This window comes from Stutzerimonas stutzeri KOS6 (genome assembly GCF_000307775.2).
Classification (GTDB): domain Bacteria; phylum Pseudomonadota; class Gammaproteobacteria; order Pseudomonadales; family Pseudomonadaceae; genus Stutzerimonas; species Stutzerimonas stutzeri_B.
Genome location: NZ_KK020679.1, coordinates 95,288 through 117,534, shown reverse-complemented (window position 1 = coordinate 117,534; position 22,247 = coordinate 95,288). Strand labels below are relative to the sequence as shown.

The 22,247-nt window shown below is 60.1% G+C and carries 21 protein-coding genes; 8 read left to right on the top strand and 13 right to left on the bottom strand.

The genetic code is table 11. The annotated features are described in order from the left end of the window. Window positions 1-299 precede the first annotated feature (299 nt). The 4 genes from B597_RS46005 (at window position 300) to B597_RS45990 (ending at window position 3,966) form a co-directional block, all read left to right on the top strand. Window positions 300-1,640 (top strand): TRZ/ATZ family hydrolase, encoded by a 1,341-nt coding sequence (locus tag B597_RS46005; RefSeq protein ID WP_031323871.1) that lies wholly within the window; start codon window positions 300-302, stop codon window positions 1,638-1,640. Window positions 1,641-1,771: 131 nt separating this feature from the next. Continuing rightward, entirely contained in the window at window positions 1,772-2,470 is a 699-nt protein-coding gene (gene ubiG / locus B597_RS46000) for a bifunctional 2-polyprenyl-6-hydroxyphenol methylase/3-demethylubiquinol 3-O-methyltransferase UbiG (RefSeq protein WP_003296646.1), read from the top strand. Further along, entirely contained in the window at window positions 2,470-3,141 is a 672-nt protein-coding gene (gene mupP, locus B597_RS45995) for an N-acetylmuramic acid 6-phosphate phosphatase MupP (protein WP_003296647.1), read from the top strand. Before ubiG ends, mupP begins: the two co-directional genes overlap by 1 nt. Before the next feature lie 78 nt (window positions 3,142-3,219). Beyond that, window positions 3,220-3,966, top strand: coding sequence for a YciK family oxidoreductase (locus B597_RS45990; protein WP_003296648.1), 747 nt, complete (start codon window positions 3,220-3,222; stop codon window positions 3,964-3,966). A 65-nt stretch (window positions 3,967-4,031) separates the two neighbouring features. On the opposite strand, the gene rluB is transcribed toward B597_RS45990, so the two are convergent. From rluB to prmB, 5 genes are all read right to left on the bottom strand, one after another. Beyond that, entirely contained in the window at window positions 4,032-5,171 is a 1,140-nt protein-coding gene (gene rluB / locus B597_RS45985) for a 23S rRNA pseudouridine(2605) synthase RluB (RefSeq protein WP_003296649.1), read from the bottom strand. 108 nt (window positions 5,172-5,279) lie between these two features. Next, window positions 5,280-5,924 carry a bifunctional 4-hydroxy-2-oxoglutarate aldolase/2-dehydro-3-deoxy-phosphogluconate aldolase gene (locus B597_RS45980; protein ID WP_024162592.1) on the bottom strand — a complete coding sequence of 215 codons (645 nt, stop codon included), beginning with the start codon at window positions 5,922-5,924 and terminating at the stop codon, window positions 5,280-5,282. 17 nt (window positions 5,925-5,941) lie between these two features. Next, entirely contained in the window at window positions 5,942-6,655 is a 714-nt protein-coding gene (pgl, locus tag B597_RS45975) for a 6-phosphogluconolactonase (protein WP_003296652.1), read from the bottom strand. Next, a complete protein-coding gene (gene zwf / locus B597_RS45970; protein WP_003296653.1) occupies window positions 6,642-8,111 on the bottom strand; it encodes a glucose-6-phosphate dehydrogenase in 1,470 nt (489 codons plus the stop codon). The genes pgl and zwf overlap by 14 nt, the downstream gene beginning before the upstream one ends. 221 nt (window positions 8,112-8,332) lie before the next feature. Beyond that, window positions 8,333-9,256: a 50S ribosomal protein L3 N(5)-glutamine methyltransferase gene (gene prmB / locus B597_RS45965; protein WP_003296654.1), complete on the bottom strand. Its 924-nt coding sequence runs from the start codon at window positions 9,254-9,256 to the stop codon at window positions 8,333-8,335. Window positions 9,257-9,550: 294 nt separating this feature from the next. On the opposite strand from prmB, the gene B597_RS45960 reads away from it, so the two are divergent. The 3 genes from B597_RS45960 to folE all read left to right on the top strand — a co-directional run bounded on the left by B597_RS45960 (window position 9,551) and on the right by folE (window position 11,564). Beyond that, complete coding sequence (locus B597_RS45960) at window positions 9,551-10,147, top strand: cysteine hydrolase family protein (protein ID WP_003296655.1); 597 nt, start codon at window positions 9,551-9,553, stop codon at window positions 10,145-10,147. Window positions 10,148-10,355: 208 nt separating this feature from the next. Continuing rightward, complete coding sequence (locus tag B597_RS45955; protein WP_003296657.1) at window positions 10,356-10,913, top strand: Smr/MutS family protein; 558 nt, start codon at window positions 10,356-10,358, stop codon at window positions 10,911-10,913. A gap of 105 nt (window positions 10,914-11,018) precedes the next feature. Continuing rightward, on the top strand, window positions 11,019-11,564 hold the full coding sequence (gene folE / locus B597_RS45950; RefSeq protein WP_003296659.1) for a GTP cyclohydrolase I FolE: 546 nt from the start codon (window positions 11,019-11,021) through the stop codon (window positions 11,562-11,564). Between the two features lie 46 nt (window positions 11,565-11,610). Here folE and B597_RS45945 read toward each other — a convergent pair whose 3' ends face one another. Both B597_RS45945 and B597_RS45940 read right to left on the bottom strand, forming a co-directional pair. Beyond that, window positions 11,611-12,213 carry a glutathione S-transferase family protein gene (locus B597_RS45945; protein WP_003296660.1) on the bottom strand — a complete coding sequence of 201 codons (603 nt, stop codon included), beginning with the start codon at window positions 12,211-12,213 and terminating at the stop codon, window positions 11,611-11,613. Window positions 12,214-12,253: 40 nt separating this feature from the next. Continuing rightward, window positions 12,254-13,420: an aminotransferase-like domain-containing protein gene (locus B597_RS45940; protein ID WP_003296662.1), complete on the bottom strand. Its 1,167-nt coding sequence runs from the start codon at window positions 13,418-13,420 to the stop codon at window positions 12,254-12,256. A gap of 80 nt (window positions 13,421-13,500) precedes the next feature. Between B597_RS45940 and B597_RS45935 the strand changes: the two genes are divergently transcribed. Then, the gene (locus tag B597_RS45935) at window positions 13,501-13,944 is read left to right on the top strand and encodes a MarR family winged helix-turn-helix transcriptional regulator (protein WP_031323869.1); all 444 of its coding nucleotides are present in this window, start codon (window positions 13,501-13,503) and stop codon (window positions 13,942-13,944) included. Window positions 13,945-14,048: 104 nt separating this feature from the next. Here the strand turns inward: B597_RS45935 and rpsA are convergent, their stop codons facing one another. The 6 genes from rpsA to serC form a co-directional block, all read right to left on the bottom strand. Continuing rightward, window positions 14,049-15,731, bottom strand: coding sequence for a 30S ribosomal protein S1 (gene rpsA / locus B597_RS45930; protein ID WP_003296664.1), 1,683 nt, complete (start codon window positions 15,729-15,731; stop codon window positions 14,049-14,051). A 195-nt stretch (window positions 15,732-15,926) separates the two neighbouring features. Continuing rightward, complete coding sequence (gene cmk / locus B597_RS45925; protein WP_003296665.1) at window positions 15,927-16,616, bottom strand: (d)CMP kinase; 690 nt, start codon at window positions 16,614-16,616, stop codon at window positions 15,927-15,929. Further along, window positions 16,613-18,856 (bottom strand): bifunctional prephenate dehydrogenase/3-phosphoshikimate 1-carboxyvinyltransferase, encoded by a 2,244-nt coding sequence (locus tag B597_RS45920; protein ID WP_003296666.1) that lies wholly within the window; start codon window positions 18,854-18,856, stop codon window positions 16,613-16,615. Before B597_RS45920 ends, cmk begins: the two co-directional genes overlap by 4 nt. Next, window positions 18,853-19,962, bottom strand: coding sequence for a histidinol-phosphate transaminase (hisC, locus tag B597_RS45915; protein WP_003296667.1), 1,110 nt, complete (start codon window positions 19,960-19,962; stop codon window positions 18,853-18,855). Before hisC ends, B597_RS45920 begins: the two co-directional genes overlap by 4 nt. A gap of 81 nt (window positions 19,963-20,043) precedes the next feature. Beyond that, entirely contained in the window at window positions 20,044-21,141 is a 1,098-nt protein-coding gene (gene pheA, locus B597_RS45910) for a prephenate dehydratase (protein ID WP_003296669.1), read from the bottom strand. Further along, window positions 21,141-22,226 carry a 3-phosphoserine/phosphohydroxythreonine transaminase gene (serC, locus tag B597_RS45905; RefSeq protein ID WP_003296670.1) on the bottom strand — a complete coding sequence of 362 codons (1,086 nt, stop codon included), beginning with the start codon at window positions 22,224-22,226 and terminating at the stop codon, window positions 21,141-21,143. Before serC ends, pheA begins: the two co-directional genes overlap by 1 nt. Window positions 22,227-22,247 lie beyond the last annotated feature (21 nt).

The following is a 22,247-nucleotide window of genomic DNA, read 5'->3' as shown; positions in this document are numbered from 1 at the left end:
ACCCTGTCAGCGCGGCGCATTCTACTCGAATCCGCCATCCGTGCAACCCTTTTTTTTCGCTAACCTTTTGATTTACAAGAGGTTTTGCTTAAGGACTGCGCCGGAAGTGGTGCGCATTATAGGGGCCTGAGAATCAACGTCAACCGTTTATTTCAAAAACATTCCTGCCCGCTCCCGACCCACGAGCACTATATATAGAGGAGAGGAAACACACGCAGCACAGGAGACTCCGAACAGCTGTCTTCAATCCAGCACCTCCAGCCATTACACTAAACGCCCTACTCCAGCCACGGCTTCCCATGTCCCGGCAAAGCTATCCTCCGTTAGATCTGCTGCTATTTCCAACCTGGCTTGTTCCAGTAGAGCCAGCAGGGGTAGTACTGAAAGGCCACGGACTCGGCATACGGGACGGACGTATCGCACTTGTCGCCCCGCGAACCGAGGCGCTCAAGCACCCTGCCAACGAGACCCGAGATCTCGAGGGAATGCTACTCGCGCCCGGCCTGATCAACGCACACGGCCACGCGGCGATGACGCTATTTCGAGGTCTTGCCGACGACTTACCGCTTCAACGCTGGCTTCAGGACCACATTTGGCCCGCCGAATCGCACTGGGTCGATGAGGATTTCGTGCGATGCGGTACCGAGCTGGCCATCGCCGAACAGCTGAAAAGCGGGATCACCTGCTTTTCGGACATGTATTTCTATCCCGGTGTAGTGAGCGAACTGGCACACAAGCACGGCGTGCGAGCACAGATCACCGTTCCGGTATTGGATTTCCCCGTTCCTGGGGCGCGGGATGCTGACGAAGCGATACGAAAAGGCGTCGCCCTTTTCGACGACCTCAAGCATCACCCCCGCATCACCATCGCCTTCGGCCCACATGCGCCCTATTCGATTACGGACAACAAGCTCGAGAGCATCCGAATTCTGGTGGCAGAGATGGATACCGGCATTCACATGCATGTCCATGAAACCGCGCATGAAATTCAGGAAGCGCTGCAGGCTTATGGCGAGCGACCACTGGCTCGACTTGCAAGATTGCAGTTACTGGGGCCTCGCTTCCAGGCGGTGCATATGACTCAGGTCAACGATGAAGATCTTGCGTTGCTTACAGAGCATAACTGCAGCGTAATTCACTGCCCGGAATCCAATCTCAAGCTAGCCAGTGGCTTCTGCCCCGTTGAGCGTTTATGGGAGGCCGGAGTCAACGTGGCGATCGGGACCGACGGCGCAGCAAGCAACAACGATCTGGATCTGCTGGGCGAAACCCGTACCGCCGCCTTGCTGGCCAAAGCAGTTGCCAGCTCGGCCACTGCATTGGACGCGCATCGTGCTTTGCGCATGGCTACGCTCAATGGCGCGCGCGCATTGGGCATCGACGATCACACCGGTTCGCTGGAGATTGGCAAATTTGCCGATCTGGTAGCGTTCGATCTGTCCGGCCTGTCTCAACAACCCATATACGACCCCGTTTCCCAACTGATCTACTCCACCGGAAGGGACTCGGCACGGCATCTCTGGGTTGGCGGCAAGCAACTACTCCAGGACGGTTGCCTGACCCGGATGGACGAACAACGTGTTATCGCAGACGCTCGCCGCTGGGGCGAGCGAATCGCTAGCACGAACAGGTGTCGATGAGGGCAAAACGTTCTAGCGCGACAAACTGACATATGAACGGCAGGGGCAGCGAGGCCCCTTCCATATTCGAAGCTGGCAACATGAGCGCTTGCAGCTCAAGCTTCCCCATCAAGCTTTAAACGGACCGCACCATGAGCAATGTCGACCACGCTGAAATTGCTAAATTCGAAGCCCTTGCACATCGCTGGTGGGATCGCGAAAGCGAATTCAAACCGCTGCACGAGATCAATCCGCTGCGCGTGAACTGGATAGACGAGCATATCTCTCTGGCCGGAAAGAAGGTCATCGATATTGGCTGCGGCGGCGGCATTCTCAGCGAAGCCATGGCCCACCGGGGAGCCCAGGTGACCGGTATCGACATGGGGGAAGCACCGCTGTCAGTGGCCCGCCTGCATCTTCTCGAATCCGGACTCGAGATCGACTACCGGCAGATAACCGCCGAAGCCATGGCGAAGGAAGCGCCGGGGCAATTCGATGTCGTCACTTGCCTCGAGATGCTCGAGCACGTGCCCGATCCGGCATCGGTCATTCAGGCATGTTGCACGTTGGTCAAGCCGGGCGGCCATGTGTTCTTTTCGACGATCAACCGCAACCCGAAAGCCTATGCGTTCGCCATCATTGGGGCGGAATACGTGCTTCAACTGCTACCGCGTGGTACGCACGACTTCAAGAAATTCATCCGCCCATCGGAGCTTGGGGCCTGGAGCCGCGAAGCCGGCCTGGCGGTCAAGGACATCATCGGGCTTACCTACAATCCGCTGACCAAGCACTACAAGCTTTCTGCGGACGTCGATGTCAACTATATGGTCCAGGCCATCAAGGAGGCGTGATGCGCCTGCGCGCTGTTCTCTTCGACATGGACGGTACCCTGCTCGATACCGCTCCCGACTTCATAGCCGTGGCACAAGCCATGCGGGCTGTCCGCGACCTGCCGCCAGTGTCCGAACAACAGATACGCGACGTAGTCTCGGGTGGCGCCAGAGCGATGGTACTCGGTGCGTTCGACGTCGATCCTTTCTCTGACGAGTTCGAGCAGTTGCGCCTCGAGTTCCTGGCGCGCTATCAGGAACATTGCGCCATACACAGTCACCTGTACGACGGCATGGCCGAGCTTCTGGACGAGATCGAGCGATCAAACCTGCGCTGGGGTGTCGTAACCAACAAGCCACTGCGATTCGCCGAGCCAATCATGCAGCAGTTGGGTCTCGCCTCGCGATCGGCCGTCCTGGTCTGCCCAGACCACGTCACCAACAGTAAACCCGACCCCGAGCCCATGCTTCTGGCATGCAAGCAGCTCGATCTGGATCCTTCCGCCGTCCTGTTCGTTGGTGACGACCTCAGGGACATCGAGTCCGGCCGCGCAGCGGGAAGCAGGACAGCCGCAGTTCGCTATGGCTATATCCATCCCGAAGACAACCCCAGCAATTGGGGCGCGGACGTCGTGGTGGATCATCCGCTGGAGCTCCGGCAAATCCTGGATAGGGCACTGTGCAGCTGTTAAAACGCCAACCACGGTGCTAACCGCTCGACATCAGCTGTTGAGCGCAAACAAACACCATAACGATTTACGAGGCAACCGATGTTCGAGTACTCCGCCCGCCCCGACCTGCTCGCAGGGCGTATCATTCTGGTTACCGGAGCCGGTCGCGGCATCGGCGAAGCTGCCGCGAAAGCCTATGCCGCGCATGGCGCAATTGTGCTGTTGCTGGGCAAGAACGAAGACAATCTGAATCGCGTCTACGACGATATCGAAGCGGCAGGATATCCGCGCCCCGCCGTTATCCCGTTCAACCTGGAAACCGCATTGCCACACCAGTACGACGAACTGGCGGCCATGATCGAGCAAGAGTTCGGGCACCTTGACGGTCTGCTGCACAATGCAGCGATCGTCGGCCCACGCACACCGCTAGAGCAGTTGTCTGGAGACAACTTCATGCGGGTGATGCAGGTGAATGTGAACGCAATGTTCATGCTGACCAGCACTCTGCTACCACTGCTCAAGCTCGCCAAAGACGCCTCGGTGATCTTCACATCAAGCAGTGTCGGCCGCAAAGGACGCGCCTATTGGGGAGCCTATGCAGTCTCGAAATTTGCTACCGAGGGCATGATGCAGGTGCTTGCCGATGAAGTGGATGACACTGCACCGATTCGGGCCAACAGCGTCAACCCCGGCGCAACCCGCACGGACATGCGGGCAAAGGCCTATCCTGGCGAGAATCCGACAGCCAATCCGCTTCCGGCTGACATCATGCCCGTTTACCTGTACCTGATGGGTCCGGACAGCATCGGGGTCAACGGCCAGGCACTGGATGCACAGACGAAATAGCCAAGTGTCGCGAAGTGGCTGCGCAGTTGGACAGACCATCCAACTGCGCTTTGTGCAGGAGTCGATCAGGGGCGCTTGGTGCGATCCCGACCGAAACCCGGGCGCTGGCCATCACCGGCGGGCTTTCTGGAAGGACCTGACGAACGGCCGGCCCCATCGTTGCGTTTTCCACCCTTGCGCGCATCGCCCGGACGCTCCGCGACGGGTGTGCCCCGGCCCTTGTCATTACGCCCCTCGCTAACGCGAGGCTTGCGCCCGCCTTGATCGCCCCTTGGGGCCCTCGGGTTTTCAGAGGCAGGCACATCGGCCTCGTTCGCCGAACGCAATATCCGCGGGCGTCGCTCACCGCGCCCCAGCGGCTTGGCCACCTTGCGCTGCATACGGTCGATCTTTTCCTTGGCCTTGGCCTTCATGCTCGGCAGCGCGACCGGCTTGAGCCCGACCTCCTGACTGAGGATATCTACCTCGGTTTGCGACATCTCTCGCCAACGGCCCATCGGCAAATCGGATGTCATGAACACCGGACCGAAACGAACGCGCTTCAATCGGCTCACGACGAGCCCCTGAGATTCCCACAGCCGGCGGACCTCACGGTTACGGCCTTCCATCACCACGCAGTGATACCAATGGTTGAAGCCTTCACCGCCAGGTGCTTCCTGGATGTCGGTGAAGCGGGCCGGACCATCTTCCAGCATCACGCCGGTTTTGAGCCGCTCAATCATTTCATCGTCGACTTCGCCACGCACCCGAACCGCATACTCGCGATCCATCTCATAAGAAGGGTGCATCAGCCGATTGGCCAGCTCGCCGTCAGTCGTAAACAGAAGAAGGCCGGTAGTATTGATATCGAGGCGGCCAATGTTGATCCAGCGCCCTTCTTTGGGTCGGGGCAAGCGATCGAACACGGTCGGCCGACCTTCCGGATCGTTGCGGGTGCATATCTCGCCATCAGGCTTGTTATAGATCAGCACGCGGCGAACCACTTCGCTGGCTTCTTCCCGCTTGAGCAGCCGGCCGTCCACCGCAATCGCATCGTGGGAATCGACGCGCTGCCCCAAGCTGGCAACAGCACCGTTGACCTTGACCCGGCCCTCGACGATCCATTTTTCAACATCGCGGCGCGATGCCATGCCCAGGCGGGCCAGGACTTTCTGCAGCTTTTCGCCGTGCGTTACGTGAGTGCTTGTTTCTTCGTGCTCGGTCATCTGGGCACCTCCCGGTGTGGCATTCCGATTGAAAGGGCGCGAATCATACGCGCATCGAAGACGTTGCACCAACCACAGTCGAGATCAAAGACAATGCGCAGGCCGGCGCTAGCTCAGCGCAACGAGGGCTTCGGCCGTCTTTTGCTGGATGCCGGACCAATCTTCACTGGTCAGCTGCTCGCTGTCGATCATCCATGTCCCCCCTACGCACATCACGTTGGGCAGCGTCAGGTACTGAGCGGCATTGGCTGCATTGATACCGCCGGTCGGACAGAAGCGAACATCGGTGAACGGACCGCCCAAGGCCTTCAGCGCGGCAACGCCACCGCAGACCTCGGCGGGAAAAAGTTTGAAACGACGATAGCCCAGAGCATAGCCTTCCATGACGTCCGAGGCGCTGCCGGTACCGGGCAGCAACGGAACCGAGCAATTTAGCCCCGCTTCCAGCATTTCTCGTGTAGAGCCAGGCGTGACGATGAATTGCGCTCCTGCTGCCTCGACCTCATCCATCATGCGTCGATCCAGTACGGTTCCTGCGCCAATACAGAGCTCGGGGCGCTCTGCGCGCAACCGGCGGATCGCCGTCAGCCCATGGCTGGAGCGCAGGGTAATCTCCAATGTACGCAGGCCGCCGGCTGCCAGTGCGTCGGCGAGCGGCAGGATCTGCGCTTCGCTGCCAATCGTGATAACCGGCAAGATCCGCGCCTCGACACAAATACGTTCGATCAGAGCATTTTTCTGAGTCATGTTCATGCAGGAGTCCTCAGCCCTCACGGGCACCAGTAAATCTCGAGCGGTGAATGCAAGAGCGCCCGGATCGGCATCTGCAGCGGATCGACGCCCAACGCTGTGCGCAAGGTGTCCAGCTTGTTCGCACCCTGTATGGCGAGACACTGCATTCGTGAGCCTGCCAGCAACGGGTAAGTCAGGCTGAGCCGCTCTTGCGGCTCGGTGGGTGCCAACATGGGCAGGCAGCGCGCCTCACAGTCCGCGCGCAAGGCGCGGGCAAGCTCCGGGTTCCCGGGGAACAGCGAAGCGGTGTGGCCGTCATCTCCCATCCCCAGGACCAGCACGTCGATCGGGCGCTGCAGCTGCGCCAACGTCCTGTCCGCGAGCGTCGCCGCTTGCGCAAGGGTGTCGGCAGGCTGATAGAGCCCTAACAGGCGAGCCTCGCGCGCCTCGTTCTGCAACAGATAGCGACGCACCAGACCCTCGTTGCTGGCGGCATCGCTGGGCGGCACCCAGCGCTCGTCCGCCAGACAAATCTGCACCCGCGACCAGTTCAGCTCACGCCGGGAGAGCGCCTCGAAAAAAGGAACGGGGCTGCGCCCGCCGGACACAACGAGACTGGCCAGACCATGGGTCTGCACAGCATATGCCAGTGCCTTGGCGACATTGTCCGCCATCAGTTCAGCCTGTCGCTGCACATTGGCCGAGCTATGCGCCACCACACCGGTGGGAAGATCCAGTTCAGAGATCGCCATACCACGCCCTCCCGTCACGTGTAATCATTGCAATCGAAGCGACCGGCCCCCATGAGCCAGCCGGGTAAAGCTTGAGTTCAGCGCCGAGTCGACTCCAGCCTTCAATGAGTTGATCGCACCATTGCCAGGCGTACTCGACTTCATCCCGTCGCACGAACAGATTCTGATTGCCCTGCATGAGCTCAAGCAACAGGCGCTCGTAAGCGTCCGGAATACGAGCGCTCTTGTAGGTTTCGGAAAAATTCAGTTGTAACGGGCCGCTTCTCAGATGCATGCCTTTGTCGAGCCCTTGCTCTTTCGTCATCACTTGCAGCGCAATGCCTTCGTCAGGCTGCAGCCGGATGATCAGGCGATTGCTGATCAGTGAGCGCTGCTCGGGCGCGAAGATATAAAAAGGCGGCTCCTTGAAGTGAATGACGATCTGCGAAAGCTTCTGTGCCATGCGTTTACCGGTGCGCAGATAAAAAGGCACGCCTGACCAACGCCAGTTACAGATATCTGCCCGCAACGCTATGAATGTCTCGGTACTGCTTTGGCTATTGGAATTTTCCTCATCCAGATATCCAGGCACCGTAACACCCTCTACGTTCCCAGCCGCATATTGCCCGCGGACGACCCGCTGATGGATATCTTGCGCCGTGATCGGAGCGAGTGCCTTGAGCACCTTGACCTTTTCGTCGCGAATACTGTCAGCCGTCAGGTTGCTAGGCGGGTCCATCGCGATCAGGCACAGCAACTGCAGCAGATGATTCTGCACCATGTCACGCAATTGGCCGGCCTGATCGAAATATCCCCAGCGCCCTTCGATCCCTATGGTTTCGGCAACCGTGATTTCCACATGAGAAATGTGGTGCTGGTTCCACTGTGTTTCGAACAGACTGTTGGCGAATCGCAGCGCGATCAGGTTCTGAACGGTTTCCTTGCCCAGATAATGGTCAATGCGATAGATGCGGCTCTCCGGGAAATGCTCGGCAACCGCATCGTTGATGACGCGAGAGGAATGCAGGTCATGTCCAATGGGCTTTTCCAGCACAATCCGCGTCTGTTCGGCGAGCCCAGCCGCGGCAAGGAATCTGCAAATGTCCCCGTATACGGCCGCAGGGGTCGCAAGATAGGCGATCAGGGGCAGCCCAGCTGTTACACATTCTTCAAGCGCTGCGTAATCCTCACCCCGGCGAAAATCCATGGACAGGTAATGCAGTCTGCCAATGAAGCACTCGAGTGCCAGCTCATCGAGCTCGCCTGCGACAATCCGCATGCGCAGCGCCTGCTCGATTCGCGCCTTCTGCGCGGCGGGCTCGCCGCTGTCTCGCGACAAAGCCAGGATCTGCGTGTCGGCGTGCAACAGCCCAGCGCGGTCCAGCTGGTACAACGCTGGAAACAGCTTGCGCAGCGCCAGATCGCCCAAGGCGCCGAACAGGACGAAGGTGATGGGCTCTACGGTGATGCCTGCCATGGTCCGTCCGCTTGAAATACTGGAGTTCAGTGAGTGCGGCTTGAGCACTACGACGATCCATCAGGCAAGGGCAAAGCTAACGCAGCACCGCATGAGGATCGGACGTCAAAGCAACAGACCACCTGCAAGGGCAAACGCTCGGAACACGGGCGCTTTTTCGTGCCCCGCTGACGTATCCGCCCAGCCCAGCTATGCGCACAGCCCAGCTATGCGCACAGCCCTTAACTATTCGTCAGGCGAGCGCGGAACAGCGCCTGATGATCACGGCACTGCTTCGCTGCCAGCAGAAATACACCATGCCCACCGCGCGCGAACTCCAACCAGGTGAAATCCACTTCCGGGTACAGCGCCTGAACATGAACCTGGCTGTTACCCACCTCAATGATCAGCACGCCATCATCGCTAAGGTGATCCGCTGCTTCTGCCAGCATGCGGCGCACGAGATCCAGGCCATCGTCACCGCAAGCCAGCCCAAGGGCCGGCTCATGCCGGAATTCATCGGGCATGTCGGCAAAATCCTCGGCATCGACATACGGCGGATTCGAAACGATCAAATCGAAGCGCTGCTTGGGCAGAGCATCGAACCCATCGCTCTGAACGGTATAAACACGATCGTCCAGCCCATGCTGCTCGATATTGCGGTTGGCCACTTCGAGCGCATCGAACGACAGATCGGCCAGCACCACTTCCGCCTCGAGGAACTCGTAGGCGCAGGCGATGCCGATGCAACCAGAGCCTGTGCAGAGATCCAGTATCCGCGCGGGCGTCTTCGCCAACCAGGGCTCGAAACGATGCTCTATGAGTTCTGCTATGGGGGATCGCGGTACCAGCACCCGCTCGTCCACGATGAACGGCAGACCGCAGAACCATGCCTGCCCCAGTAGATAGGCCGTCGGTACACGCTCATCGATACGACGCCGCAGCAAAGCCTGCAGGTATTCGCATTCGTCTGCCTCTAGGCGGCAGTCCAGATAGCTGTCGGACATTTCCCAGGGCAGATGCAGTGCGCCCAACACCAACTGGCGCGCGTCGTCCCAAGCATTGTCGGTGCCATGACCGAAGAACAATTGCTCCGCCTGAAATCGACTGACGGCCCAGCGGATGTAATCGCGCAGGGTGCGCAAACGGGAGAGCGAAGCAGTCAAGAGCAAATCCCCTGTAAAAAAGGCGCAAGTCTAACAGGCAACCGGAAACTCGAACCACGCCGGCAATGGCTTGCATGACTGCGCGCCAGGCCAGCCCGCAGCCTTGCTATCGTCCTCAAGCGCACGGCCGGTGAGCGCGTTACTGTCCCGGGCCTGTGCCGAACATCGCACGTCACAGTCGGTCGAGGCGATGACGGTTCGACTCACGGGTCACTAACGAAACACTGCGCAGACGGTTCACATCCGGACGATCTGGCGCCACAATCAGCCCCCTCACAGCACAAGGAGTCGACAATGACCAAGCCACAGACCATGCTCCAGCTCAGTGGTCGCAGCTATAACCCGGCGGCGCTGACGAACGCCACCCTGTTGGTCATCGACGTGCAGGAGGAATACCGCAGCGGAGTTCTTGCGCTGCCAGCCCTGGATCGGGCGCTGCCGGAAATTGCTCGCCTGCTGGCTGCCGCACGGGAAGCCGGCGCCCCCATCGTTCACGTCCACCACCTGGGCATCAGTGGCGGCTTGTTCGACCCGCAGGGGTTTCGCGGACAGATAATGCCCGAAGCGGCACCCCAGCCCGGCGAGTCCATCGTGGCAAAGCGACTGCCCAACGCTTTTTCCGGTACCGAACTGCACGAACTGCTACAGAAACTCGGCCGTCTCGACCTGATCGTGTGCGGCTTCATGACCCATTCGAGCGTCAGTACCACGGTACGAGCCGCCAAGGACTACGGCTACCGCTGCACTCTGGTCGACAGCGCCTGCGCAACCCGCGATCTGCCGATGGGTGATGGCAGCATCGATGCCGAGCAGGTCCACCGCATGGAAATGACCATCCTCGCAGACAATTTCGCCGTCTGCGTTCCGAATGTCGACGCCCTGAGACGCTGACGCCCACGCTTCTGCCGACTGAATTTGCATGCGCCTATCGGCCTACGAAAGACGATCGCATGGGTATCTGACCATCGTCTTTCGCTGGCAGCATTTCGTCTCGTCGCTGCAGCTGGTCAGGACGATGCGTCACGAACCCCCAGGGGCAAGGGATGGCATTCGCCAACCACCTCGGCTGGGGTAAACTGGCGCCCGGTTCGGAGGCCCCATGCAAGACGACGACTTTTCCTTATTCCAATCGGCAGTGCGCGGCGTCAGGCCGATCCGGCATGACCGCGCCGAAATCGGTAAAGCACGCAGCAATCGTGAGCAGATCGCGACCCGCCGCAGCAATGCCACCGTCAGTAATGAAACGGCTCGTGTCGACGGTCTATCCGATCAGTTCGTCATCGATGTTGGTGCCGAAGATGAGCTTTACTGGGCTCGCGATGGCGTTCAGGACAGCCAGGTGCGCAAGTTGAAAGCCGGCCAGATTCCATTCGAGGGGAGTCTGGATCTGCACGGCATGACCGTGGAGAAGGCGCGCGAACAGCTGTGGGACTTCATCGCCGAAGCCACGAAGCTCGAGATTCGTTGCGTCCGCGTGACTCATGGCAAAGCGGCCAGAGTGGATGGCAAGCGGCCGCTGATCAAGAGCCACGTCAATACCTGGCTTCGACAGCACCCTCAGGTGCTGGGATTCACCTCCTGCCTGCCACGTCATGGCGGGACCGGAGCAGTCTATGTGATGCTCAAGCGCACCATGCTCGAAGGTCGTGACGAATAGCCGAACTCCAGATGGCGTGCTGGCGGCTACTCGACACACTTGCCAGCGGAGCGGCCTCAACCTACCCTGCGCGTCTGCGCCCCATGAACCCTGACAGGTAGTTCAATGTCCCTGGAACAACACTACACCGCGATTCTCGGCCAACTCGGCGAGGACGTTAGCCGCGAAGGGCTGCTCGACACGCCCAAGCGCGCCGCCAAAGCCATGCAGTACCTGTGCAAGGGCTATCAGCAAACCCTCGAGGAAGTCACCAACGGCGCGCTGTTCACCTCAGATAACAGCGAGATGGTGCTGGTCAAGAATATCGAGCTGTACTCGCTGTGCGAACACCACATGCTGCCCTTCATCGGCAAGGCCCATGTCGCTTACCTGCCTAACGGCAAGGTACTTGGACTATCAAAGGTGGCTCGCATCGTGGATATGTATGCTCGTCGACTCCAGATCCAGGAAAACCTGACTCGCGAAATCGCCGAAGCGATGCAACAAGTCACCGGCGCATCTGGCGTTGCGGTGGTCATCGAAGCCCAGCACATGTGCATGATGATGCGCGGCGTGGAGAAGCAGAACTCGTCGATGGTCACATCGGTGATGCTGGGTCAGTTCCGCAATAACGCCGCGACCCGCAGCGAGTTTCTCGGCCTGGTGAAGTAGCGCCGCTCCCACAGTAAGACAGGGCCCTTGCGGCCCTGCTTTTCGTTCAATCGTACATGCCGACATGCCGTGGATGGCTGGCGACACGCTCCAGCCATCGGCGAATTGCAGGGTAGTCCTCGAGGCTGAAGCCTCCCTCTTCAGCCACATGCGTGTAGGCATACAGTGCAACGTCGGCAATCGAGTAATGCTCACCCACCAGGTAGGGCGTGCGTAGCAACTGCTGCTCCATTACGTTCAACGCGTGGTAGCCATCGAGCTGCTTGGCTTGGTATTCCTCCCGGCGATCCTCGGGCATGCCGAGATACACCTTGATATAGCGGGCGACAGCCAGGAATGGCTCATGGCTGTACTGCTCGAAGAACTGCCACTGCAGCACCTGAGTGCGCAGCCGCGGGTCCGTTGGCAGGAACTCGCTACCGTCGGCCAGATAGTTGAGGATAGCGTTGGACTCCCACAGGCAGGCTCCATCCTCGAGTTCCAGAACCGGAATCTTGCCATTCGGGTTCTTCTTGAGAAACTCCTCGGAACGGGACTCACCGCGGAGGATATTGATAGGAATCCATTCGTATGGCTGGTCCAGCAAATGCAGCATCAGCTTGACCTTGTAGCAATTACCCGATCTGTAATCACCATAGACTTTCAACATGATCCCTCCGATCGACCCGCAAAGCAGGTCACGATATTCCTCAGGCGGCTTCCAGCGCTTTAGCTTCGCGGATGACCTGCGCCAGACGACGTACCCCTTCTTCCATTCTCGCAGCGGCAACATGGCTGAAGTTCAGCCGCAAGTAACCGGGATTGGCATCCGGGTCCACGAAGAAGGGCTCGCCGGGCATGAACACCACATCATTGGCGAGCGCCTGATCAAGCAGGGTTCGGGTATCCAGCGGCTGCTTCAGCGTCAGCCAGAAGAACAGCCCGCCCTGCGGCAGCTGCCAGGTCGCCAGATCGCCGAAATGCTCGCTGAGCGCAGCCTGCATGGCATCACGACGAACACGGTAGAAGTCCCGCAACTCCGCAAGATGCTCTCGATAACGCTCACTACCCAGCCACTGCAGCGCCTGCCATTGTCCGATCCGATTGGTATGCAGATCAGCCGATTGCTTCAGTCGTAGCAAATAAGGGAACAGATCCGGCGAGGCGATCAGATAGCCGACGCGCAACCCAGGCAGCAGCGTTTTGGATACGGTGCCGGTGTAAATCCAGCTTGCTCGTTGCAGACGTGAAACGATGGGCCTGGCGCTGCCCTGATCGAAAACCAGCTCCCGGTATGGTTCATCCTCCAGCAGCGTCACGCCAAACTCGTCGAGCAGGCTGGCGACGGCGTCACGCTTGTCCTCGCTGTAGCGAACTGCAGAAGGATTCTGGAATGTGGGAATCAGATAGGCGAAGGCAGGCTGGTGCTGCTCCAGCGTGGCGCGCAGGGTAGCCAGATCCGGTCCATCGACCTGCTGGGGAACCGCCAGGCATTCGGCTCCGAACAATTGAAAGGACTGTAGCGCGGCGAGATAGGTTGGCGCCTCGACCAGCACCTCGGTACCCGAATCGATAAAAAGCTTCGATGCGAGGTCCAGCGTCTGCTGCGAGCCACTGACGATCAGCACCTGGCTCGCCTCACAGGGCACGCCTAAAGCTCGTGCTTGCGCGGCGAGAGCCTCACGAAGAGCAGGCTCGCCTTCGCTCATGCCGTACTGCCCCATGCCAGCCGGCAGCTCGGTCCAATCGACCGCGGGCAGCATCGCCTCGGCCGGCAGTCCGCCAGCGAAGGACATTACTTCCGGGCGCTGGGCTGCAGCGAGGATTTCACGAATGAGAGAACTTTTAAGGCGAGTAATGCGTTCGGAGAAGGCCATTTTCATACCAGATGCGAGGCGCTGCAAAACAAGTCAAACTTCTTGACCGAAATTACGCCTCTCAAGACAAATACGTCAATATGCCTGACCTAAAAAAAAGCGCAGTGCAGCGCCAGATCATGGAGAGCTTCTTTCTCGGCTATCAGGCCTTCACGGCCAAGCCTGACGAAATGCTCGCCCGCCGCGGCCTGTCCCGCGTACACCACCGCATCCTGTTCTTCATCGCGAGTTATCCGGACCTGAGTGTCAAGGAGCTATTGAGCTATCTCGGCGTTTCCAAACAGGCACTGAATACGCCGATGCGCCAGCTGATCGAGATGCATCTGGTCGAAAGCCTCACCGCCGAAGATGACAAGCGAAAGCGCATGCTGCGCTTTACCGCAGAAGGGGCGAAGCTGGAGCAGGCCTTACGCAGGGAGCAGGTCCGCCTGCTTCAACGCGCCTTCAATGATGTCGGCGAGCAGGCCGTGGATGGCTGGCTGGCTGTCAACCAGGCGCTTGCCATGGAGAAGGCCAAAGGCTAGACGAACATCCCGCGACTCTACCGAATGGCTTCATCGTTCGAGCGCTTTCTCGCAGACACAAAAAAGGGCGACCGAAGTCGCCCTTTTTCATGAAGAACCCGAACTTAGTTCTGGTTTTCCATCTGAGCACGGATCAGATCACCAATGGTGGTCGGACCGGTGCTTTCTACTTCCTGCTTGGTGCGCAACTCTTTCATCGCATCCTTTTCGTCTTCGACGTCTTTGGACTTGATGGACAGGCTGATCACGCGGGACTTGCGATCGATGCTGATGATCTTGGCTTCGACTTCGTCGCCTTCCTTCAGCACGTTGCGTGCATCTTCAACGCGGTCGCGGCTGATTTCGGAAGCCTTCAGAGTGGCCTCGATATCGTTGCCCAGGTCGATGATCGCACCCTTGGCATCAACTTCCTTGACGGTACCGCGAACGATGCTGCCCTTGTCATTGACGGCGGCATAGTTGGAGAACGGATCGTCTTCCAGCTGCTTGATGCCCAGGGAGATGCGCTCACGCTCCGGATCGACCGACAGAATGACGGTGTCCAGCTCGTCGCCCTTCTTGAAGCGGCGGACAGCTTCCTCACCCTGCTCGTTCCAGGAGATGTCGGACAGGTGAACCAGACCGTCGATGCCGCCGTCCAGACCAATGAAGATACCGAAATCGGTGATCGACTTGATGGTGCCGGAGATGCGGTCGCCCTTGTTGAACTGGCCGGAGAAGTCTTCCCACGGATTGGACTTGCACTGCTTGATGCCCAGGGAGATACGACGACGCTCTTCGTCGATGTCCAGAACCATGACTTCCACTTCGTCGCCGACCTGAACGACCTTCGACGGGTGGATGTTCTTGTTGGTCCAGTCCATTTCGGAGACGTGCACCAGACCCTCGACACCCTCTTCCAGCTCGGCGAAGCAGCCGTAATCGGTCAGGTTGGTGACGCGCGCCTGCACGCGGGTGCCTTCCGGGTAGCGAGCCTTGATGGCAACCCATGGGTCTTCGCCCAGTTGCTTCAGACCCAGCGATACGCGGTTGCGCTCGCGGTCGAACTTCAGCACCTTGACATCGATCTCGTCGCCAACATTGACGATCTCGGACGGATGCTTGATGCGCTTCCAGGCCATGTCGGTGATGTGCAGCAGACCATCGACGCCGCCCAGATCAACGAACGCACCGTAGTCGGTGAGGTTCTTGACGATACCTTTGACCTGCTGGCCTTCCTGCAGGGACTCGAGCAGAGCTTCGCGCTCGGCACTGTTCTCGGCTTCCAGCACGCTGCGACGGGAAACGACAACGTTGTTGCGCTTCTGGTCGAGCTTGATGACCTTGAACTCGAGCTCTTTGCCTTCCAGGTGGGTGGTGTCGCGCACAGGGCGGACATCGACCAGCGAACCCGGCAGGAACGCGCGGATACCGTTGACATCGACGGTAAAGCCACCCTTGACCTTGCCGTTGATGACACCCTTGACCACTTCTTCTGCAGCGAAAGCCGCTTCCAGAACAATCCAGGATTCCGCGCGCTTGGCTTTTTCACGGGACAGCTTGGTTTCGCCAAAGCCATCTTCAACCGCGTCCAGAGCAACGTGAACCTCGTCACCCACCTTGATGGTCAGCTCGCCCTGCTCGTTGTAGAACTGCTCGACCGGGATGACGCCCTCGGACTTGAGGCCGGCATGCACGGTGACCCAGTCACCGTCGATGTCGACCACGATGCCGGTGATGATGGCACCCGGCTGCATGTCGAGGGATTTAAGGCTTTCTTCAAAAAGTTCTGCGAAGCTTTCGCTCATGTTGATTCCTGCTGTTTTCAGGCGAGGATCCGCCCAATCTCCACATCCCAGACAATGTGGGTTCATTCATATAAAAAAAGGCCTGCGGGACTGGATCTGGTCTCCCACATGCCTCCTTGTTAACGGCCCGGGGCCGCACATCCTATTGGCTGCGCCAGCCTCGAAGTCCGTCTGGCCACCTTTCGGCAGCTCCGCTCATCCAGCCAAATCGCGGTCGGCGACTTCGCTCAGAATTCGTTGCAGCACGTCTTCGATGGAGAGTGTAGTGGAATCCAGCTGAATGGCATCGTCTGCCGGCTTCAGCGGGGCCACCGCACGCTGGGTATCGCGATCGTCGCGCTCCCGGATCTCCTCAAGAAGACTCGCGAGATTAACATCATCACCTCGTGCCTTCAACTGCAAGAAGCGCCTGCGCGCCCGTTCCTCCGCACTCGCGGTGAGGAATATCTTCAACGGCGCATCAGGAAAGACGACCGTGCCCATGTCACGACCGTCCGCTACAAGCCCTGGAAACTCGCGAAACGCCTTCTGCCGCTGCAGCAGTGCAGTACGGACGACCGGCAGCGCTGCCACTTGGGATGCACCAGCGCCGACGCTCTCGTTGCGGATGGATTCGGTGACCTCCTCCCCTTCCAGAGTGATGATCATGCCATGCCCGTCGCGGGCTGCGCCGAACTGCACGTCGAGGTGTTCGGCCAGTACCTTCAGCGCTTCTTCGTTGGTGAGGTCGACACCATGGTTGCGCGCGGCAAAGGCCAGCAGACGATACAAGGCACCTGAATCGAGAAAATTCCAGCCGAGTTGCCCGGCGAGCAATGCCGCGACCGTCCCCTTCCCGGAGCCGCTCGGCCCGTCGATGGTGATGACCGGTATGGGCTTGATCATGAAGCGCCCTCCGAATGAACGTGCATCCCGGCCCGCTGGGCCAGGTCGAGGAAGTTGGGGAACGACGTCGCCACGTTCGCGCAATCGTGGATGCGAATCGGACCACTGGCACGCAGCGCCGCCACGCTGAACGACATGGCTATACGATGATCGCCATGCGCCCACACCTCTCCGGAGCCAATCGCCCCTCCCTCGATGACAATGCCGTCTGGAGTCGGTTCTGCCTGGATGCCCAAGGTCTGCAGTCCGTCAGCCATGACCTGAATGCGGTCCGACTCCTTGACGCGCAGCTCCTCGGCACCGCGCAGGGTGGTGCGCCCCTCCGCGCAGGCCGCTGCAACGAAGAGCACCGGGAATTCGTCGATAGCCAGCGGCACCAGATCTTCAGGAATGTCGATGCCCTTGAGCTGCGCGCCACGCACGCGGATGTCCGCCACAGGCTCACCGCCCACCTCACGGGGATTCTCCAGGGAGATATCGCCACCCATCAGCTTGAGAATGTCGATCACGCCGGTCCGGGTCGGATTCACGCCAACATGCTCGAGCACGATCTCGGACCCCTGCGCGATACTCGCCGCCACCATGAAGAATGCCGCGGAAGAAATATCGGCAGGGACCTCGATATGGGTGCCGCGCAATTTGTGCCCGGGCTCGACGCTCGCGGTACTGCCTTTGACCGTTACCGGGTAGCCGAAGCCCCGAAGCATCCGCTCGGTATGATCACGAGTCGGCGCCGGCTCGGTCACAGAAGTCTGGTCAGCCGCATACAGGCCGGCCAGCAGCAGACAGGATTTGACCTGCGCACTGGCCATCGGCATTTCGTAGTGCATGCCGGATAGCCGCTGGCCGCCACGAATGGTCAGCGGCGGGCGCCCTTCGGGCGCCGTCTCGATAACGGCTCCCATCTCACGCAAGGGCTTGGCGACGCGATTCATAGGGCGCTTGGACAGCGATGCATCGCCGGTCAGCGTGGTATCGAACGGCTGCGCAGCAAGCAAGCCGGAGAGCAGCCGCATGGAAGTGCCGGAGTTACCGAGATAGATCGGGCCAGGCGGAGGCTTCAGCCCGTGCAAGCCAACGCCATGGACTGTCACGCGGCCCTGCTGTGGCCCCTCGATCACTACGCCCATGTCTCGAAAGGCCTGAATGGTGGCAAGGGCATCTTCGCCTTCGAGGAAACCCTCGACCTCCGTCACGCCCTCGGCCAGAGAACCGAGCATGATCGAACGATGGGAGATGGATTTGTCGCCAGGGACCCGCAGATGGCCAGTCAGGCTGCCACCGGGGTTGGCGAGGAAAACTAGGTCATTGGAATGCATAACGTCCACATAGGCTCGGCGAGCCAGTATTTTGCTGAAATGTTCTCGGGCAGCCCTGGCGCGTGTGAACACACCTAACAACCTGTGCCCGTCTCCTTCATCGACCGCGGCGCGCAACGCGTCGAGATCGGCACGAAAATCATCGAGGGTATGTAAAACGGCCTCGCGATTGGCGAGAAAAATGTCATGCCACATCACCGGATCACTACCGGCAATGCGGGTGAAATCACGAAAGCCGCCTGCCGCGTAGCGAAAAATCTCGAGATTTTCATGGCGTTTGGCAAGCGAATCAACCAGGCCGAAGGCCAGCAGATGCGGCAAATGACTGGTGGCAGCCAGCACCTCGTCATGGTGCTCTACACCCATGTGTTCGACATCAGCCCCAAGCGCCGACCACAGCCTGGTGACCAGCGCAAGCGACTGCTGATCGGTATTGTCCAGCGGGGTGAGGATCACCTTGTGCCGGCGAAACAAGGTGCTATTGGCCGCCGTCACGCCGCTGGCCTCAGAGCCCGCAATGGGATGCCCCGGGACAAAGCGCGGCGGCATTTCGCCGAACACTTTCCGCGCGCAGCGCACGACATTGCCCTTGGCACTGCCGACATCAGTGATCACGGCATCACCCAGTTCGATCTTCGCCAGCTCGCCGAGCAACCGCTCCAGTGCAAGAATCGGCGTCGCGAGCTGAATCACGTCCGCTTCGCGACAGGCCTCGGCCAGCGTGTCGGCGCAACGATCGACCACGCCCAGTTCGACGGCCAGTTCGCGTGAGCGGGGATCCAGATCGAAACCGACCACCTCGCGGCACAGGCCGGTCTCACGCAACCCCTTGGCGAACGAGCCGCCAATCAGGCCGAGCCCGATCACTACCAGACGATTGAGAGCAGGCGCGACCGGTTGGGCGGCAATGAGGCAGCTCACTTCCCGAGCACCTGCTTCAGCACGTCGAGCAAGCGCGCGTTTTCCTGCTCGGTACCAATGGAGACACGCAAGAACGTGGGCATTCCGTAGCCGGCTACCGGGCGCACGATCACCCCCGCTTGCAACAGCGCCTGATTGATCGGCGCGGCATCACGGGCAAAGTCCACTGCGATGAAATTGCCGCGTGACGGAATCCACTCCAGCCCCAGCTGACGGAAGCCCGCTTCCAGCTGAGCCATCCCGGCATCATTCATCTTGCGGCTGGCGACGAGATACTCGACGTCATCCAGCGCCGCACAGGCACCGGCCAGCGCCAGGCTGTTCACGTTGAATGGCTGGCGGACGCGGTTCAGCACGTCGGCGATTGCTGGCGAACAGATCGCATAACCGACCCGCAATGCTGCCAGCCCGTATGCCTTGGAGAAGGTGCGCGAAACCAGCAGGTTGGGATAGTCGGACAGAAACGCCAGTCCGTCCGGCAGCTCCTGACCCTCGGCATATTCGATATAGGCCTCGTCCAGCACCACCAGGACATGGGCTGGTACACGCGAGAGAAATGCGCCCAGCGCAGCGCTGTCGAACCAGGTTCCCGTAGGGTTATTGGGGTTGGCGACGAAGACGACCCGCGTATCCTCATCAATCGCGGCGGCCATCGCCTCGAGGTCATGCCCCCAGTTCTTCGCCGGCACGGCACGTCCCTGCGCACCAACCGCCTGAGTCGCAATCGGATAGACGGCGAAGGCATGTTCGCTGAACACCGCATTGAGCCCCGGCGCCAGGTAGGCGCGAGCGACGAGTTCCAGGATATCGTTGGAGCCGTTGCCCAGCGTGACCTGATCGATGCCGACAGAATAACGCTCCGCGAGTCGCTGCTTGAGCGCGAAGCCATTGCCGTCAGGGTAGCGGGTAAGCTCCGAAAGCTCGGCCTGGATGGCCGCCAGCACTTTCGGACTGGGACCCAGGGGGTTCTCGTTGCTGGCCAGCTTCACGATCCCCGCAGGGTCCAGGTTCAGCTCGCGCGCCAGCTCGTCGACCGGCTTGCCCGGCACGTACGGCGACAGCTTTTGCACTCCCGGCTGAGCCAGGGCAAGAAAATCACAACTCATAGAATAGCCTCAGGCCGCAGGCTCAGGTCGCCGGCACAAGCCTCTCGCCTGTTGCCCGCCCCCTGCAGCCTGGAGCCGCAATTAAAGTACGGCCTTGGGATAAGAACCCAGCACCTTCAGGGCCACCGCTTCCTGGCCGATCCTCTCCAACACGTCCTTGATCAGCGGGTCCTGATGGTGGCCGAGGAAGTCGATGAAGAACACGTAGGTCCACTTGCCGCTGCGCGACGGCCGCGTTTCGATGCGCGTGAGGTCGATGCCGTTGGTGTGGAACGGCACCAGCAGCTCATGCAACGCCCCCGGCTTGTTGCGCATCGAGACGATGATCGATGTCTTGTCGTCGCCGGTCGGAGGCACTTCCTGACTACCGATGATGAGAAAGCGCGTGGAATTGTCCGGGCGATCCTCGATCTTCTCTGCCAGCTTGGTCAGGCCGTACAACTGGGCCGCCATGTCGCCCGCGATTGCCGCCGAATTCCACTCGCTCTTGACCCGCTTGGCCGCGTCCGCGTTGCTGGAAACCGCCACCCGCTCGACATTCGGATAGTGAGCGTCGAGCCACTTGCGGCACTGCGCCAGCGACTGCGCATGAGAATAGATGCGCGTGATCCGATCGGTCTTGGTCGTCTCGCCCACCAGCAGATGGTGGTGAATGCGCAGCTCCACCTCACCGCAGATGACGATGTCGTGTTCGAGGAAGCTGTCGAGCGTATGGTTGACCGCACCTTCGGTGGAGTTCTCCACCGGCACCACACCGAAATTCACTGCCCCGGCAACCACTTCACGGAAGACTTCGTCGATTGCCGCCATCGGCGTGCTGATCACGGCATGGCCGAAATGCTTGAGCGCAGCGGCCTGGGAGAAGGTGCCTTCCGGACCCAGATAAGCGACCCGCAACGGCTGTTCCAGCGCCAGGCAGGACGACATGATCTCGCGGAACAGGCGCGCCATTTCCTCGTTGTCGAGCGGCCCGCGGTTGAGTTCCATGATGTGCTTGAGCACCCAGGCTTCACGCTCCGGGCGGTAGAATACCGCCGACTCGCCCTCGGCCAACGCCGCGGTCTTGACCCGGGCCACTTCCTGAGCGCAACGGGCGCGCTCGCTGATCAGCTCGAGAATCCGCTCGTCGAGACTGTCGATTCGGACCCGCAGCGCCTTCAGCTGATCGACGTCGCTCATCAGCCGTGCTCCTTTTCGAACTCGGCCATATAGGCCACCAGCGCCTCGACGGCGTCCAGCCCGACAGCGTTATAGATGGACGCACGCATGCCGCCAACGGAGCGGTGACCCTTGAGATTCAACAGGCCCCGCGCATCCGCACCAGCCAGGAACAGCTTGTCCAGACGCTCATCGGCAAGGCGGAACGGTACGTTCATCCAGGAGCGCGCATTGACGGCAATCGGGTTGGTGTAGAAATCGCTGGCATCGATGGCGCCGTAGAGCATGTCCTTCTTTGCGCGATTGCGCTGCTCCATTGCCGCCAAGCCGCCCTGCTCCTTCAGCCATTCGAAGACCAGCCCCGACAGGTACCAGGAGAAGGTTGCCGGCGTGTTGTACATCGAGCCGTTGTCCGCCGCGACCTTGTAATCGAGCATGGTCGGGCAGGCCGAGCGCGCGCGACCGAGCAGGTCCTCACGAACGATGACCACCACCAGCCCGGACGGGCCGATGTTCTTCTGCGCGCCGGCGTAGATCAGGCCGAACTTCGACACGTCGATCTGCCGTGAGAGGATATCGGACGACATGTCGACGACTAGAGGCGTATCACCCAGCTCGGGAACCCAGTCGAACTGCAGGCCACCGATGGTCTCGTTGCTTGCGTAGTGCAGATACGCGGCGTGATCGCTCAGTTGCCAGTCATTCTGCCCGGGAATCGCGAAGTAATCGTGGGCCTTGGCAGTCGCCGCGATATTCACATTGCCGAAACGACGCGCTTCCTCGATCGCCTTGCGCGACCAGATGCCGGTATCGACGTAGTCGGCAACCCCATCCTCGGGCAGCAGGTTCAGCGGGATTTCGGCGAACTGCTGGCTGGCGCCACCCTGTAGAAACAGAACCTTATAGTTCGACGGAATCGCCAGCAGATCGCGCAGATCCTGCTCTGCCTTCTCGGCGATGGCGGTGTAATCGTCGCTGCGGTGGCTCATCTCCATGACCGACAGGCCCTTGCCGTGCCAGTCGAGAAGCTCGGCCTGGGCGCGCTGAAGGACGGCTTCGGGAAGCGCAGCCGGACCGGCACAGAAGTTAAAGGCGCGTTTGCTCACTGCTGTTCTCTCGCTCTTGCT

Excerpts from the sequence above, each read along its gene's own strand:
- B597_RS46005 (WP_031323871.1), top strand. The coding sequence starts at position 300 with ATGTCCCGGCAAAGCTATCCTCCGTTAGATCTGCTGCTATTTCCAACC.
- ubiG (WP_003296646.1), top strand. The coding sequence starts at position 1,772 with ATGAGCAATGTCGACCACGCTGAAATTGCTAAATTCGAAGCCCTTGCA.
- mupP (WP_003296647.1), top strand. The coding sequence starts at position 2,470 with ATGCGCCTGCGCGCTGTTCTCTTCGACATGGACGGTACCCTGCTCGAT.
- B597_RS45990 (WP_003296648.1), top strand. The coding sequence starts at position 3,220 with ATGTTCGAGTACTCCGCCCGCCCCGACCTGCTCGCAGGGCGTATCATT.
- rluB (WP_003296649.1), bottom strand. The coding sequence starts at position 5,171 with ATGACCGAGCACGAAGAAACAAGCACTCACGTAACGCACGGCGAAAAG.
- B597_RS45980 (WP_024162592.1), bottom strand. The coding sequence starts at position 5,924 with ATGAACATGACTCAGAAAAATGCTCTGATCGAACGTATTTGTGTCGAG.
- pgl (WP_003296652.1), bottom strand. The coding sequence starts at position 6,655 with ATGGCGATCTCTGAACTGGATCTTCCCACCGGTGTGGTGGCGCATAGC.
- zwf (WP_003296653.1), bottom strand. The coding sequence starts at position 8,111 with ATGGCAGGCATCACCGTAGAGCCCATCACCTTCGTCCTGTTCGGCGCC.
- B597_RS45960 (WP_003296655.1), top strand. The coding sequence starts at position 9,551 with ATGACCAAGCCACAGACCATGCTCCAGCTCAGTGGTCGCAGCTATAAC.
- B597_RS45955 (WP_003296657.1), top strand. The coding sequence starts at position 10,356 with ATGCAAGACGACGACTTTTCCTTATTCCAATCGGCAGTGCGCGGCGTC.
- folE (WP_003296659.1), top strand. The coding sequence starts at position 11,019 with ATGTCCCTGGAACAACACTACACCGCGATTCTCGGCCAACTCGGCGAG.
- B597_RS45945 (WP_003296660.1), bottom strand. The coding sequence starts at position 12,213 with ATGTTGAAAGTCTATGGTGATTACAGATCGGGTAATTGCTACAAGGTC.
- B597_RS45940 (WP_003296662.1), bottom strand. The coding sequence starts at position 13,420 with ATGGCCTTCTCCGAACGCATTACTCGCCTTAAAAGTTCTCTCATTCGT.
- B597_RS45935 (WP_031323869.1), top strand. The coding sequence starts at position 13,501 with ATGCCTGACCTAAAAAAAAGCGCAGTGCAGCGCCAGATCATGGAGAGC.
- rpsA (WP_003296664.1), bottom strand. The coding sequence starts at position 15,731 with ATGAGCGAAAGCTTCGCAGAACTTTTTGAAGAAAGCCTTAAATCCCTC.
- cmk (WP_003296665.1), bottom strand. The coding sequence starts at position 16,616 with ATGATCAAGCCCATACCGGTCATCACCATCGACGGGCCGAGCGGCTCC.
- hisC (WP_003296667.1), bottom strand. The coding sequence starts at position 19,962 with ATGAGTTGTGATTTTCTTGCCCTGGCTCAGCCGGGAGTGCAAAAGCTG.
- pheA (WP_003296669.1), bottom strand. The coding sequence starts at position 21,141 with ATGAGCGACGTCGATCAGCTGAAGGCGCTGCGGGTCCGAATCGACAGT.